A 13,929-nucleotide genomic window follows, 5' to 3' on the forward strand; every position below is an offset into this window, starting at 1 on the left:
CGCCGTGCGAGCGCAACTTGTAAACGGTTACAGGTTGGGTGAGACTGGACCTGATCCCGTGTGCCGTTCCCAGGAGTAGATCGTGTCCCAGACCCGTTCCGTCAGCATCCCGCCGGTGTCCGCACCCCGGCCGGTCCCCGCCTCCCTCGGAGGCGGGAACGTGAGTGTGAACTCGCGCTTCGTGGCCGTCGATGGCGAGCCGGTGTTCCCCGTCTCGGGTGAGGTCCACTACTCCCGGATCCCGCGCGAGCTCTGGGACGACGTGCTGCGCCGCGCCCGCGCCGGCGGCCTCACCCACGTGGCCACCTACGCCTTCTGGAACCACCACGCGGACGCCGAGGGCAACCTGTCCTTCGATGGTGACCTGGACGTGCGCCACTTCCTGGAGCTCGCCGCCGGTCACGGGCTGGGGCTGCTGTTGCGACTCGGTCCCTACGTGCACTCGGAGTCCCGCCACGGCGGCCTCCCGGACCGGATCGCCGACGCCGGTTGGGAGGTCCGCACCAACGATCCGGGCTACCTGGCCGAGGTCTCCAAGTGGTACGCCGCCCTGTTCGAGCAGGTGCAGGGTCTGGACCTGTTCGGGGTGCAGGTGGACAACGAGCTCTACGACCAGCCCGACCACCTCGTCGAGCTCCGCCGGATTGCCGAGCGCGTCGGGTTCTCCGCGCCGCTGTGGACGGCCACCGCGTGGGGCGCGGCGCAGTTGCCCGACGACGTCTTCGCCCTCTACGGCGGCTACACCGACTCGTTCTGGATCGAGTCCACGGACCTGCGTGACGACCGCAGCCTCACCAACTTCTACATCAGCCGCACCCGCGACGACGACGGCATCGGCGCCGACCACCGCAAGCTCCGCGATGCCGAGATCCTGGCCGAGAAGCCCGTCCCCGTCCCGGCCCACGGTGCCGACGACCCCTTCGACGACCACCCCTTCGCCACCTGCGAACTGGGTGGCGGCATGGTCTCGCCCTACCACCGTCGCCCCGTGGTGACCGGCCGCGACGTGGAGGCCCTCGGCCTGACCAAGCTCGCCTCCGGCAGCATCTGGCAGGGCTACTACATGTACGCCGATGGCCGGAACCCGCGCCGCGGCCTGCAGGAGTGCCACGCCGTCGGCGAGCCGAACGACTTCATGGAACTCGGCTACGACTTCGGCGCCTCCCTCACCCTCGACGGCGTCCCGCGCGAGACCTGGTTCCGGCTGCGTCGCCAGCACCTGTTCCTCGAGCGCTGGGGCAGCGGCCTGGCCACCATGCCGGCCGTGTTCCCCGAGGACCAGCCCAAGCCCCACGACCTCACCTCGCTGCGCTGGAGCGTCCGCTCCGACGGCGAGCGCGGCTTCCTGTTCGTGGTCAACCACCAGCCCTCCGACCTGCTGCCCGCCCACGAGGCGGTCAGCTTCGAGGTTGCCCTCGGCGAGGACAAGGTGACCTTCCCTGCGTTCGACGTCCCCGCCGGGTCCGCCTTCGTGCTCCCGTTCGGGCTCGAGGTGGGCGGGGTACGGCTCGAGTGGGCCACCGCCCAGCCCGTCACCGAGCTGACGTGGCAGGGCCTGCCGCTGCTGGTGCTGGCCGCCGTGGACGGGATCGAGGCCCGCTTCGGCACCTCCGCCGAGGTCGCTGAGCTCGACGTCGACGGCCCCGGTGACTGGTGGAGTCTGGCCGTGGACGGCCGGACCCGCGCCAACGTCGTCGTCCTCTCCGATGCGGAGAGCCTGCGGCTTGGGGTGGCCGGTGAGCGCGTCGTGCTGGGGGACGCCATCGTCGCGGGTGACCGCGTGGAGGCGTTCGAGCCCGACTCCACCGAGGTGGACCACCTGGGCGAGGGCGGCACCGGGTTCGGCCCGGCCACCTACACGCTGCAGCTGACCGACGATGGCTGGCGCCCCGTGCTGTCCGCCCCCGCCGGCGTGGTGACGCAGGTGCCTTGGAGCGTTCGGTCCGAGGCCGGCGCCCCTCCTGCCACCGTCGTCGCCCCGAACGGTCGTGCGTCCGTGCCCACCGACTGGTCCGCCGCGGCCCACTTCACCGTGACCGCACCCGCCGACGGCACGCTAGTGCTCGAGTGGCAGGGCGACGTGGCACGCGCCTGGGACGGGGACCGCCTCGTCAGCGACGCTGTCTTCAACGGTCGCGAGTGGCGCATCACCGCCGCCGAGCGCGTCGGCGCCGCCGACCTGCGGATCGAGATCCTGCCCCTGGCCGACGACGCCCCCGTGCTGGTCTGCGCCGGGCGCCCCTCCGGTTGCGGCATCACCGCCGCCCGCGTGGAGACCCCCGGCTCGGTTGCCCTGGCCTGACGGTCGGGCGCTCGCCGGGCCGCCTGCAGGGCCGGCCGTGACCAGCGTCCGCACGCAACCGATTTCGGCGCTCTGTAGAGCCTGACGTCGGCGTGTCGCGGAGCCTGGTCACGCCCGGGTATGCGGCTACTCGACCTCGTGACCGAGGTCGGGGCGGGCGACGAAGCGGGCGGTGGTGTCGGTGGCCTGTTCGAGTTCCACGATGACGACGGTGTTGGTGCCGGCGCGGGTGGCGGGGCCGGGGACGTAGAGGGTGCGCTGGGGGCCGCGGCGCCAGTAACGGCCGAGGAAGAGCCCGTTGACCCAGGCGTAACCCTTGCCCCAGCCGCGGGTGTCGAGGAACAGGTCGGCGGCGTTGTCGAGTTCGAAGGTGCCGCGCAACCCCACCGGCCCGATGGCGCGACCGCCGCGGATGATCCCGTCGGTGGCCTGAGCCCCGCCGACGGCGTCGCCGAGTGCGGGGACGTCGAACGTGCGCACCCGCCACGGTCCGGGGAGTGGTTCGCCATCGAGGGCGGGGGAGCCTATGATGCCCTTGGCCTCGCCGATCAGCGTGTTGTAGTTCACCCTGCCGAGTTCCTCGGTGAGCAGGACGAGGTCCCGGCCGGTGGGCAGGGCGACGGTGTTGTCGCGGACGCCGCGCTGCAGGATCCCGATCTGGACGCCGTCACGGACCACCCAGGTGTAGTCGCGGACTTCGGCCTCGAGCACGCTGGTCACCACGGCAGGGGCGACGGTGGAGTACTCGGCCAGCACCACGTCGGGGCCCAACTCGTCCAGCGTCGGGGGCGTGGTGAACTCGCCGCGGTCGACGGCGACGAGTTCCAGCGGCGCGGCCACAGCCTCCAACTGCACCGAGAAGGTGGGGGCGTCGACGGGTTCGGGTAGCGGCTCGTCGGGGACGGGGGCGTGCTTGGCGATGACCTCTCGGAAGGCGTGGAACTTCGGCGTGAGGTCGCCGGACTCACTGATGGGGGAGTCGTAGTCGTAGCTGGTGACCATGGGCAGGTAGCGGCCCTGCTCGGCAGCGCCGGCGGTGAGGCCGAAGTTGGTGCCGCCGTGGACCACGTAGATGTTGACCGACGCCCCGGCGGCGAGGAGTTCGTTGAGGTCCCGGGCGGAATCCTCGGCGGGGGTGGTGTGGTGCTTCTCGCCCCAGTGGTCGAACCAGCCGCACCAGAACTCCATGCACATCAGCGGCCCGGTGGGCTGGTGCTCGCGCAGCGTCGCGAGCCGCTCGCTGATGCGGGACCCGAAGGAGCCGGTCTTGTGCAGCCCCTCGTGGGCGCCTGCCTCCAGCATGTGGGCGATGGGCTGGTCCACCTGCGTCAGCGGCACCGTGATCCCGGCGGCGCGCGTGATCCGGATCAGCTCGGCCAGGTAGGCCTTGTCGGATCCGTAGGCGCCGTACTCGTTCTCGATCTGGACCAGCACGACGCTGCCGCCGCGGTCGATCTGGCGCGGCGCGATGATCTGGTTCACCCGCTCCAGGTAGGCGGTGACCGCCTCGAGGTAGCGGGGGTCCGAGGAACGCAGCCGCATGTCCGCGTCGGCGGTCAGCCACGTCGGCAGCCCACCGTTGTGCCACTCCGCGCACACGTACGGGCCCGGCCGCACGATGGCGTGCATGCCCTCCTCGGCGACGATGTCCAGGAACCGGCCGAGGTCCAGGCCGCCGGAGGCGTCCCACCGGCCACGTACCGGCTCATGCGCGTTCCACGCCACATAGGTCTCAATGGTGTTGAGCCCCATCAGTCGGGCCTTCCGGATCCGGTCCCGCCACAGTTCGGGGTGGACCCGGGGGTAGTGGATCGCGCCCGAGATGATCCGGTGCGGTTCGCCGTCGAGGAGGAAGTCGGAGGAGCCGATCTGGAAGCGGGAGGTGCCGTCGTTGGACATGCGTCGAGCCTAGCGAGGAAGCGTTTTCCGGACCAGCTTCGACGGAGGGTTCGCGGACCCGGTCAGCGTCAGAGCAGACTGGTCCCATGATCCTCGAGACTGCCCGGCTGCAACTGCGCGAGATGACCGAGCAGGATCTCCCCGCGCTGGGCGCGATCCTGCAGGACGCCGAGACGATGACCGCCTACGAGGGTGCCTTCGACGACGCGATATGCAGGACCTGGACCTGCGAAACGCCCGCCGGTTCGTGTCCGTGGTGCCCCAGGAGTCGGTGCTGTTCGAGGGCAGCATCCGAGACAACGTCGCCTACGGCCAGGAGGACATCCCCGACGCCCGCATCGAGCAGGCGCTGCGCGACGCCAACGCCTGGGAGTTCGTGCGCCAGCAGCCGCAGGGCTGGGACACCCCGGTGGGGGAGCGCGGCGCCCGGCTCTCGGGAGGGCAGCGGCAGCGGCTGGCCATCGCCCGCGCCCTGGTGCGCGACCCCCGCATCCTGCTGCTCGACGAGTCCACCTCCGCCCTCGACCCGTCCTCGGAGCAGCTGGTCAAGGAGGCTCTCGAGCGCCTGATGCAGGGCCGGACCACCTTCGTCGTGGCGCACCGGCTGTCCACCATCCGGCAGGCAGACCGCATCGTCGTGCTCGAGCACGGCCGCATCGTGGAACAGGGCACCCACGACGACCTCCTGGCCGCAGGTGGCCGCTACGCCACGCTGACCAGGGTCCAGAACTCCGCCTAGGCCGTGTGGAACAAGTCGTGTGGTGGGCGTTGGGCCTCGGCGAAAGCCCTGCGTGCGGCATCGCGGGCTTGGCCGCCGTGACGGTTGTTCTGCCATCATGGCTGCGTGATGGAGACCTCGCCGATGAATCGCAGTGATCGCGCAGCTGTCGCTCTTGTGACGGGTGCGGGGCGGGGAATCGGAGCGGCGATCGCGCGGGCGCTGTCCGATCTCGATTATGTGGTTGTCGTTACAGACGCGGTTGAGCGTCGTGCAGAGTCCGTGGCATCTTCCCTCGGCGCTGACTCTGCGGTTCTCGACGTCACCGACGAACGCCAGTGGAAGGCCGTCGTTGCTGCGACCGAGAGACGTCACGGCGGCGTGGACGTCCTCGTGAACAACGCCGGAGTCGGGTTCGCCGCGGCACTGGATCGCACGTCACGTGAGAAGTGGGACGGTGTGCTGGCCACGAACCTCACGGGTCCGTTTCTCGGGTGCAAGACGGTCGCTCCTGTCATGAAGCGCGGTGGCGGTGGGGTGATCGTCAACGTGTCATCCATCGACGCCATTCGCGGACGAGAGGGTCTGCACGCCTATGCGGCATCCAAAGCGGGCTTGCGCGGTCTGGGTCAGTCGCTCGCGGTTGAGTTGGCAGCAGACGGCATCCGCGTCAACACGGTTCTGCCAGGGCTCGTGCCGACGTCGATGACGTCGCGTGTGGATCCCGGTTCCTTCGACATCCCGCTTGGTCGTGCGGCGCAATCGGACGAGATCGCGCAGGTCGTCGCGTTCCTCGCGTCGACGGGCGCGAGCTACGTCGCCGGCGCAGAAGTTGTCGTCGATGGGGCTCTGACAGCGCGGATCGCCAGACGCGACGGCTGACGCAGAGGGTTGCGCGCCGCCACTTCCGAGGCAATGACATTCGACACTACAGAGCGGTCTTGATCCAGATCAGCGTGGCGGCGAGGTTGACGGCGGCGCGGTAGTTGCGGGCGAGCTTGTCGGAGCGCATCGCGATTCCGCGCCACTGCTTGAGCTTGTTGAAGCAGCGTTCGACGACGTTGCGGCCCCTGTATCGCTCCTGTTGCTGGTCGCCGAAGTCGATCGGACGGCCAGGCTTCTTACAGCGGTGCGCGATCTGATCCTCACGTTCCGGGATGGTCGCCGCGATTCGTCGGTCGCGCAGCCAGGCGCGGTTCGACTTCGATGGGTAGCCCTTGTCGGCAAGGACCCGGTCGGGTCGGGTCCGTGGCCTGCCCTTGCCGGCGCGGGGCACGCGAATGTCCTCGAGCACGGCAGTCATCATCGTGGTGTCGTTGATGTTCCCGCCGGTGATCATCATGCCCAGTGGTCTGCCGCGGCCGTCGCAGACCAGGTGCAGCTTGGTCGTCAGCCCACCCCGGGAGCGGCCGATCCCGTGATCAGGCGGCTCGAACCATGGATTCTTGTGATTCGGCAGAGCCCCCTGTGTCCCGGGCGAGGGTCGCGCCGTGCTGATGAACACGGGCGATCGTGGAGTCGATCGAGACGACCCAGTCGATCTTCCCGGCCGCGTCGGCCTGCTCCTGCACCTCGGTGAGCAGGTTCTCCCAGGTGCCGTCCTCGGCCCACCGATTGAACCGCTTGTAGATCGAGTTCCACTTCCCGAACCGCTCCGGCACGTCCCGCCACGGCGCACCGGTGCGGTACTTCCACGCCATGCCCTCAACAGCGAGTCGGTGATCGGTCCATGGCCGCGATCTCCCGGTCACCGTCGGCATCAACGGCTCCATCACAGCCCACACCTCGTTAGAGATCTCCTGTCGCGTCACCAGTCCAGACTCGCGCGGCCGAGGACCGAACCACTTGATCAACACGGCCTAGGCCCACCCCTGCAGATCGGCCACCCGCCCGGCCCCGGCTCTGCGATGCTGGGAGCCGACCATCGACGAAGGAGACGATGTGGACGCGGACGCGATCGTGGTGGGAGCCGGCCTGGCGGGGCTCGTGGCGACGGCGGAACTGGTCACGCGCGGACGCCGCGTCGTGCTGGTGGACCAGGAGTCCGCCCAGCACCTCGGCGGCCAGGCGTGGTGGTCCTTCGGCGGGCTGTTCCTCGTGGACAGCCCCGAGCAGCGCCGGATGGGGATCCGCGACAACCTCGAACTCGCCTGGCAGGACTGGAGCGGCAGCGCCGGCTTCGACCGCCTCGACGGTCCCCACGGTGAGGACGAGTGGGGCGCCAAGTGGGCCCGCGCCTACGTCGAGTGGGCCGCCGGCGAGAAGCGCGCCTGGCTGCACGGGCTCGGCATCCGGTTCTTCCCGGTGGTGGGCTGGGCCGAACGCGGCGACGGCACCGCCACCGGCCACGGCAACTCGGTGCCCCGCTTCCACATCACGTGGGGGACCGGGCCCGGCATCGTCGCACCCTTCGAGGCCGTGTGCCGCGAGGCCGAGCGCGAGGGCAGGCTCACCGTGCTGGGCCGCCACAAGGTCACCGAACTCGTCACCGTCGACGGCGCGGTCACGGGAGTGCGCGGCCACCGGCTCCGCGACGACGGCGTGGCCCGGGCGGTCAGCAGCAGCCGCGACGTCGTCGGAGACTTCGAGCTCACCGCCGGGGCAGTGGTGGTCACGGCCGGCGGCGTCGGCGCCAACCTGGACCTCATCCGCCAGTACTGGCCCGAGCGGCTCGGCACCCCTCCGCGGGACCTCGTCGTGGGCGTGCCCGCATTCGTCGACGGCTCCATGCTCCCCATCGCCGAGGCGGCGGGCGCCCGGATCGTGAACCGGGACCGGATGTGGCACTACACCGAGGGCATCGCCAACCACAGCCCGGTCTGGCCGGGCCACGGCATCCGGATCCTGCCCGGGCCCTCGTCGTTGTGGCTCGACGCCGACGGCAACCGGCTGCCCGCCCCCTGCTACCCGGGTTTCGACACGCTCGGAACCCTGTCCCACCTGCGCGCCGGCGGTCACGACCACTCCTGGTTCATCCTCACGGAGAAGGTGATCGAGAAGGAGTTCGCCCTCTCCGGCTCCGAGCAGAACCCGGACCTCACGGGCAAGAGCATCCGGCAGGTCCTCGGCCGCGTCCGGCCCGGCGCGCCGGCCCCGGTGCAGAAGTTCCTCGACGACGGCGAGGACCTCCTGCAGGCCGGCACGGTCCCCGAACTGGTGGCCGCGATGAACGCCCTCGCCGGGGACGAGCGGATCGACGCCGACCGGCTGCAGGGGATGCTCGAGGCCCGCGACCGGGAACTCGCCAACGCCTTCGGCAAGGACGCCCAACTGGCCGCCGTCCGGGCCGCCCGCGCCTACCGGGGCGACCGCCTCATCCGCACCGCCGCCCCGCACGCTTTCCTGGACCCCGCGAACGGGCCGTTGATCGCGGTGCGGCTGCGAACGCTCACCCGCAAGACCCTCGGCGGCATCCAGACCGACCTGTCCTCCCGCGTCCTCGGCGCCGACGGGCAGCCCATCCCCGGCCTGTTCGCCGCGGGCGAGTCGGCCGGCTTCGGCGGCGGGGGAGTCCACGGCTACAACTCGCTGGAGGGCACGTTCCTGGGTGGCTGCCTGTTCTCGGGACGGGCCGCCGGTCGGGCAGCCGCCATCGGATAGCGTTTACCCATGACCGCAACGCTGCGCTGCGCCATCGTCGGCACCGGCGCCATCTCCCACGCCCACGCCCGCGCCATCGCCGTCCACCCGCGCGCCCGACTCGTCGCCGTCACGGACCTGTCCCGCGACGCGGCCGAGGCCTTCGCGTCCGAGCACGGCGCCCCGGCGGTCCACGACTCGCTCGACGAACTGCTCGCCGCCGAGCGGCCCGACGTCGTCCACGTCTGCACCCCACCGGCGGTCCACCGTGAGCAGACGCTGGCGGCCTTCGCGGCGGGTGCGCACGCCGTCGTCGAGAAGCCGCCCGCGCCGTCGCTCGACGAACTCGACGAGATGCGTGCGGCCGCAGCGGCCGCGGGGCGGGAGCTCGCCGTCGTGTTCCAGCAGCGCACCGGGACCGCCGCAGCCCACTTCCGACGGCTGCTGGCCGACGGCGCCCTCGGGCGTCCGCTCGTGGCGCTGTGCAACACTCTCTGGTACCGCACCGCCGACTACTTCGCCGTGCCGTGGCGCGACAAGTGGGAGACCGAGGGGGGCGGCCCGACGCTGGGGCACGCCATCCACCAGCTCGACCTGCTGGCCTACCTCCTCGGCGACTGGACCGGGGTGCAGGGGAGGCTGTGGCGGCTGGACCGGGAGACCCAGACCGAGGACTCCTCCACCGCCACCATCACCTTCGCCGGCGGCACGCTCGCGCAGGTGGTGACCAGCGCCGTCTCCCCGCGCGAGACCAGTTCCATCCGCATCGACACCCAGAAGGCCACCCTCACCGTCGACCACCTCTACGGCCACGGCCACGAGAACTGGCGCATCACCCCCGCCCCCGGCTTCGAGGCCGAGGCGGAGTCCTGGGCGCTGCCGGACCAGCCCGAGGAGCGCAGCGGCCACGACCCCCTCATCCGCGAGGTCTTCGACGCGCTGCTGGCCGGTGCGCCGCTGCCCGCCACCGCCGCCGACCCCGCCCGCTCCATCGAACTGGTCGCGGCGATCTACGCCTCCGCCGCCGACGGCGCGATCATCACACCCACCGACCTGGCCAAGCACCCCACCCACCGCAGCGGCTTCACCAGCCCGGTCACCGACCTGCGTCACGGTTGAGCCGTACCCGATGGGGCGGGGTGCCGCTCATCCGCCGGGACGCTCAGCGGAATCTCGACACGGGCGCGGGGCGCCCTACTCGATTGACGGGGTGTCCGGCGGGAGGGGGATCACGACGTGGTCGCCGTCGAGCGAGGGGGAGGCGCTGTCGTCGGCGGTGATCGTCACCAGTCGGCCGGCGGAGGTCCAGGAGCGTTCCCAGACCGCGGCGCCCTCGGTGGGCGGCACCAGTGCCCGGGCGGTGGTGAACGGCTTCACGTGCGGAGTTCGGGACCAACCAGGGACTGCTGCCCGAGGCGCCCACCATCGCCAACTACATCAAGGTGGCCGAGGGCATCGGCGGCGTTCCGATGTGGCGGTTCTTCCTGAACTCGTTCATCCTCGCCTCGCTGGCCGTCGTCGGCACCCTGTTCTCCGCGTCGCTGGCCGCCTATGCGTTCGCGCGCATCCAGTTCAGGGGAGTGGCGGTCTTCTTCACCGCCATGATCGGCACGCTGCTGCTGCCGTTCCACGTGGTGATCATCCCCCAGTACATCTTGTTCAACAACCTCGGGATGGTGGACACCTTCTGGCCGCTCGTGCTGCCGAAGTTCCTGGCCACCGAGGCGTTCTTCGTGTTCCTGCTGGTGCAGTTCGTCCGCCAGATGCCCCGCGAGTTGGACGAGGCCGCCCGCATCGATGGTGCGGGCCACGCGCGGATCTTCTGGTCGGTGATCCTGCCGCTGATCAAACCGGCGCTCATCACCTGCGCGATCTTCGCGTTCATCTGGAGCTGGAACGACTTCCTCGGTCCGCTGCTCTACCTCACGAGCCCCGAGAACTACCCGCTCCCGATCGCGCTGCGCCTCTACAACGACCAGACCTCCACCAGCGACTACGGTGCCACCGTCACCGCGTCGTTCGTGGCCCTGGTGCCGGTGCTGATCTTCTTCATCGTGTTCCAGCGCTTCCTCGTCGACGGCGTGGCCACTCAGGGGCTCAAGGGTTAGCGTGGGACGAGCAACCGGCGCGTCCGTGGTCATCCGGTCCACGGCGTCGTCGTCGCAGCAAGGAGCGGGCATGGGATCCCAGCGGAGGGCCGCCCAGGCGGCTGACCGCGCCCGCAGAGCGGCCCGGCGTCAGGCCCGGGACGGTTCTGGTCCGGTGCCCGAGGAGTCCGCACCCGCTGCCAACCCTGGCGCCCGGGGTGGCTTCGGGCTCTTCGGAGAGGTCCTGCTGGTGGGGCTGCTGGTCAGCCTCGTGGGTCTGCTCGTCGTCACGCTCCCGGCCGCCCTGGCCGCCGGGGTCCGGCACACGCGGCGTTTCGTCGCGGCCGAGGACTCCCGCCTGGCGCTGTTCTGGGCCGACGTCCGGGCGGCACTCCTCGGAGGCGCCGTCGTCGGGGCTGGCGCGACGGCCCTGGCGCTGTTGCTGTTGCTGGACATCGACCTCGCCCGGACCGGACTCCTGCCCGGGGGTGCCGTCATCGGCGTGCTCGGCTGGGCCGGGCTCGCGGCGCTCGCCGTGGCCCTGCTCATCAGTGCGGGCCAGTGGGACCCGCAGGATGGCTGGCGCCGGGCTGTGCGGGCCGTACCCAGGGCGGTGGCAGCGGATGTCCCCGGTGCGCTCTACGTGCTGGCCACCGCGGCGTTGGTGGCAGTGGTGACGTGGGCACTGGTGCCGCTGCTGGTCCCGGCGCTGGGCTGTGCCGCGCTCGCCGTCGTTGCCATCCCCGCCCGGCCTCGCCGACGCCGCTGAACCTGCGCGTTGGTTTCGACCACGCCCGGCTCGCTGTCGCTCGCGCGTGCTGCTCAACCATCGGTGGTTGAGCAGGGCCGACGAGGTACGAGTCAGCCCGTTGTCGAAACCAGTGTGTGTGGTTTCGACGACGCCCGGGCTCGTTCCTCGCCGGGGCTGCTCAACCAGCGGAAACCGGACCTACCAGCCGATCAGCAGGAAGCAGCCGACGGCGAAGACCACCAGGCCGCCGAACATCGCGATTGTGATGAACGCGCTCTCGGCCTCGCTCGGTGGGGTGTCGTCGGGCACGTAGGCGTCAACGTCGGTGGGGGATCCGGTGTGGGTACTCATACCAGTGCTCCGATTCTTTGCAGGTCGGCGGTCAGGGCGATCGCCAGGATGACGAACACCACGCCCATGAAGGCGGTGTAGAGCCAGCGTTTCGGGTGGTCCGAGCGCCAGAAGCGGCGGGTGCTGATGACCCCGTTGACGACGGCGACGACGCACAGTGCGATCCCCACGGGGGCGGCCACCCAGCCAGCGAGGCTGAACACCGGCACCAGCACGGGGATCAGCAGGTAGGTGATCAGGCACCGGATGCCCGAGAACACCACGGAGATCCGGAACGCCTTGTGCGCCCCGCGGCCGGAACGTCGGTTCACCGAGCGGATGCCCAGAAGTCGACGCATGAACCTGTCGGCCGGGCCGTCGGAACGGAACCCGAGGGGCGGGCCCGGTGCCTCGGGCGTAGCGACGGTGGTGTGGGTGGCGCTCACGTCGTCGCCTCCCCGGCGGTGCCGGGTTCGACGGCGGGCGTGCGGTGGTGCAGCCACAACCGCCGGCCGCCGATGACGGCCATCAGCACCCCGATGCCGCCGATGACCACACCGCCGAACAGGCCCCAGTACATCGGGTCGAGCATCACGTCGCCCTCGGGCCTGCCCAGCATGCTGCCACCCAGGAATCCCAGCAGGGGTGCGAGTGCGGCGATGCAGACGCCCAGGATCGTGGTCCAGAACCCGGGCGCCGTGGGGACGAGCCGCACAGGCCGGCCGGGGGTGATCGTGTCGGAATCGGTTTGGGTCATCATCTGGACTCACCTTCCATGGGTCGGTCGACAACGGCCAGTCCGGGCCTCGGACGGGAGGCCTCGGGTTCGTCCGCGGCTCCACCAGTGGCGCCTTCGACGGCCCGGACGAGGGGGCCGATGATGTCCATCGGCAGTGGGAACACGACGGTGGAGTTCTGGTCTGCGCCAAGCTCCAGGAGGGTCTGGAGATAGCGCAGCTGGAGCGACGCCGGGGCCTCGCTGAGCGTCATGGCCGCATCGCGCAGCTCCTGCGACGCCTGCAGCTCGCCCCGCGCGCTGATCACCTTGGCGCGCCGCTCGCGCTCGGCCTCGGCCTCCCGGGCCATGGCGCGCTGCATCAACTCGGGGATCTCGACGTCCTTGATCTCCACCACCGAGACCTCGACGCCCCACTGCGCGGTCTGCCGGGCGATCGACTGGGCGAGGTCCTCGTTCAGGTCTGCACGGTGCGCAAGGAGGGTGTCCAGGTCCGCCCGGCCCACCACGGAGCGGAGCGTGGTCTGCGCGAACTGCGACGTCGCCACGGCGTGGTTCTCCACGGACATGACGGACTGGACCGGGTCGGTGACCCTGAACATCACCACGGCGTTCACCCGGGCGGTCACGTTGTCCTTGGTGATCACCTCCTGCGGCGGGATGGTGAGGGTGACCACGCGCAGGTCCACCCGCACGAGCTTGTCGAGGAACGGCAGCATCAGCACCACGCCCGGGCCGAGGGGCCCGCGGAGCCGCCCCAGCCGGAACGCCACCACCCGCTCGTACTCGCGCACGATGCGGATGGTCCCGAAGGCCAGCGCCACCAGCAGGGCGACGAAGAGGATTACCAGGATGAGCTCAGTCGGCATTCTCGGACCTCCGGTCGGATGCGTAGGTGGTGCGGCGCCGGGTCATCGCCGCAGCGACGGCGTCGCGCTCCTCGAGGGTCTCGTCGAGGGTGCGCACGACGGCGCCGTGCGGGTCCGCGGGCGTGCGACGCAGGTGCGCCCACAGCGGCAGCGAGCCCACCGCGACGAGGAACGCTGCGGCCAGGGCCAGCACCTGGCTGGGCCAGGTCTGCACCGTGAGCGCGGTGACGGCGGGCCAGAGCACGGCCAGCACCGTGACGGAGCAGGCGATCCCGCGGTGGAACCGGGCCGACTCCGACGCCGGCCAGGTGTCCACCATGCGCTTCATCTCCCGCCCGTCGTTGGACGACGTGCAGGTGTCCTTCACCGGGCAGGAGTTGCACACGCTGGGGCTGCCCCGGTACCGCATGACGCGGTTGTCCGGGTCGAAGGACTTCGGCCACAGCCACTGGTCCTCGGGGCAGAGCCAGGCGTCGTGGTCCTCGTGGTAGGTGAAGCCGCCGCTGTGCTGCTCCTGCAGCCGGGTCTGGGCGCGCCGGGCCAGCCGGTCGATGCCGTGGGCAACCAGCAGCAGGACCAGGCCGTAGCCCGCGCCCAGCCAGGCGGCGAGTTCGATGTCGGGGATCATGTGGCGCCCCCGGCCGGGTCGTCAGGTGCC

Annotated in this window: 14 protein-coding genes and 1 pseudogene; 7 read left to right on the forward strand and 8 right to left on the reverse strand. The window is 70.8% G+C overall.

What is annotated here, in order from left to right; genetic code table 11:
• The first annotated feature begins 82 nt into the window (after positions 1-82).
• Entirely contained in the window at positions 83-2,302 is a 2,220-nt protein-coding gene (locus ACYU7G_RS06085; RefSeq protein ID WP_461105841.1) for a beta-galactosidase, read from the forward strand.
• 126 nt (positions 2,303-2,428) lie between these two features.
• On the opposite strand, the gene ACYU7G_RS06090 is transcribed toward ACYU7G_RS06085, so the two are convergent.
• Positions 2,429-4,201: a glycoside hydrolase family 35 protein gene (locus ACYU7G_RS06090; RefSeq protein ID WP_461105843.1), complete on the reverse strand. Its 1,773-nt coding sequence runs from the start codon at positions 4,199-4,201 to the stop codon at positions 2,429-2,431.
• A gap of 211 nt (positions 4,202-4,412) precedes the next feature.
• Here ACYU7G_RS06090 and ACYU7G_RS06095 point away from each other — a divergent pair, with 211 nt between their 5' ends.
• Together ACYU7G_RS06095 and ACYU7G_RS06100 are read left to right on the forward strand one after the other, a co-directional pair.
• Positions 4,413-4,940, forward strand: coding sequence for an ABC transporter ATP-binding protein (locus ACYU7G_RS06095; RefSeq protein ID WP_461105845.1), 528 nt, complete (start codon positions 4,413-4,415; stop codon positions 4,938-4,940).
• A gap of 108 nt (positions 4,941-5,048) precedes the next feature.
• The gene (locus ACYU7G_RS06100; RefSeq protein WP_461107248.1) at positions 5,049-5,801 is read left to right on the forward strand and encodes an SDR family NAD(P)-dependent oxidoreductase; all 753 of its coding nucleotides are present in this window, start codon (positions 5,049-5,051) and stop codon (positions 5,799-5,801) included.
• A gap of 46 nt (positions 5,802-5,847) precedes the next feature.
• On the opposite strand, the pseudogene ACYU7G_RS06105 reads toward ACYU7G_RS06100, so the two are convergent.
• Positions 5,848-6,691 (reverse strand): annotated as a pseudogene (locus ACYU7G_RS06105) (IS5 family transposase).
• Between the two features lie 169 nt (positions 6,692-6,860).
• On the opposite strand from ACYU7G_RS06105, the gene ACYU7G_RS06110 reads away from it, so the two are divergent.
• Together ACYU7G_RS06110 and ACYU7G_RS06115 are read left to right on the forward strand one after the other, a co-directional pair.
• The gene (locus tag ACYU7G_RS06110) at positions 6,861-8,519 is read left to right on the forward strand and encodes an FAD-binding dehydrogenase (RefSeq protein ID WP_461105847.1); all 1,659 of its coding nucleotides are present in this window, start codon (positions 6,861-6,863) and stop codon (positions 8,517-8,519) included.
• 9 nt (positions 8,520-8,528) lie between these two features.
• On the forward strand, positions 8,529-9,617 hold the full coding sequence (locus ACYU7G_RS06115; protein WP_461105849.1) for a Gfo/Idh/MocA family protein: 1,089 nt from the start codon (positions 8,529-8,531) through the stop codon (positions 9,615-9,617).
• A 75-nt stretch (positions 9,618-9,692) separates the two neighbouring features.
• On the opposite strand, the gene ACYU7G_RS06120 is transcribed toward ACYU7G_RS06115, so the two are convergent.
• Positions 9,693-9,875 (reverse strand): hypothetical protein, encoded by a 183-nt coding sequence (locus ACYU7G_RS06120; RefSeq protein WP_461105851.1) that lies wholly within the window; start codon positions 9,873-9,875, stop codon positions 9,693-9,695.
• A 65-nt stretch (positions 9,876-9,940) separates the two neighbouring features.
• On the opposite strand from ACYU7G_RS06120, the gene ACYU7G_RS06125 reads away from it, so the two are divergent.
• Both ACYU7G_RS06125 and ACYU7G_RS06130 read left to right on the forward strand, forming a co-directional pair.
• Positions 9,941-10,606 (forward strand): carbohydrate ABC transporter permease, encoded by a 666-nt coding sequence (locus ACYU7G_RS06125; protein WP_461105853.1) that lies wholly within the window; start codon positions 9,941-9,943, stop codon positions 10,604-10,606.
• A gap of 1 nt (position 10,607) precedes the next feature.
• Complete coding sequence (locus ACYU7G_RS06130; RefSeq protein WP_461105855.1) at positions 10,608-11,354, forward strand: hypothetical protein; 747 nt, start codon at positions 10,608-10,610, stop codon at positions 11,352-11,354.
• 180 nt (positions 11,355-11,534) lie between these two features.
• On the opposite strand, the gene ACYU7G_RS06135 is transcribed toward ACYU7G_RS06130, so the two are convergent.
• Genes ACYU7G_RS06135 through ACYU7G_RS06155 form a run of 5 tightly spaced genes read right to left on the reverse strand, consistent with a single transcriptional unit; the run spans position 11,535 to position 13,899 of the window.
• Entirely contained in the window at positions 11,535-11,687 is a 153-nt protein-coding gene (locus ACYU7G_RS06135; RefSeq protein ID WP_461105857.1) for a hypothetical protein, read from the reverse strand.
• The gene (locus ACYU7G_RS06140) at positions 11,684-12,112 is read right to left on the reverse strand and encodes a hypothetical protein (protein WP_461105859.1); all 429 of its coding nucleotides are present in this window, start codon (positions 12,110-12,112) and stop codon (positions 11,684-11,686) included. The genes ACYU7G_RS06135 and ACYU7G_RS06140 overlap by 4 nt, the downstream gene beginning before the upstream one ends.
• Positions 12,109-12,426: a hypothetical protein gene (locus tag ACYU7G_RS06145; protein ID WP_461105861.1), complete on the reverse strand. Its 318-nt coding sequence runs from the start codon at positions 12,424-12,426 to the stop codon at positions 12,109-12,111. The genes ACYU7G_RS06140 and ACYU7G_RS06145 overlap by 4 nt, the downstream gene beginning before the upstream one ends.
• Positions 12,423-13,271, reverse strand: a complete 849-nt coding sequence (locus tag ACYU7G_RS06150) for an SPFH domain-containing protein (protein ID WP_461105863.1) — start codon at positions 13,269-13,271, stop codon at positions 12,423-12,425. Before ACYU7G_RS06150 ends, ACYU7G_RS06145 begins: the two co-directional genes overlap by 4 nt.
• Positions 13,261-13,899 (reverse strand): hypothetical protein, encoded by a 639-nt coding sequence (locus ACYU7G_RS06155; RefSeq protein WP_461105864.1) that lies wholly within the window; start codon positions 13,897-13,899, stop codon positions 13,261-13,263. Before ACYU7G_RS06155 ends, ACYU7G_RS06150 begins: the two co-directional genes overlap by 11 nt.
• Positions 13,900-13,929: the final 30 nt, after the last annotated feature.

The organism is Tessaracoccus terricola, assembly GCF_054776555.1.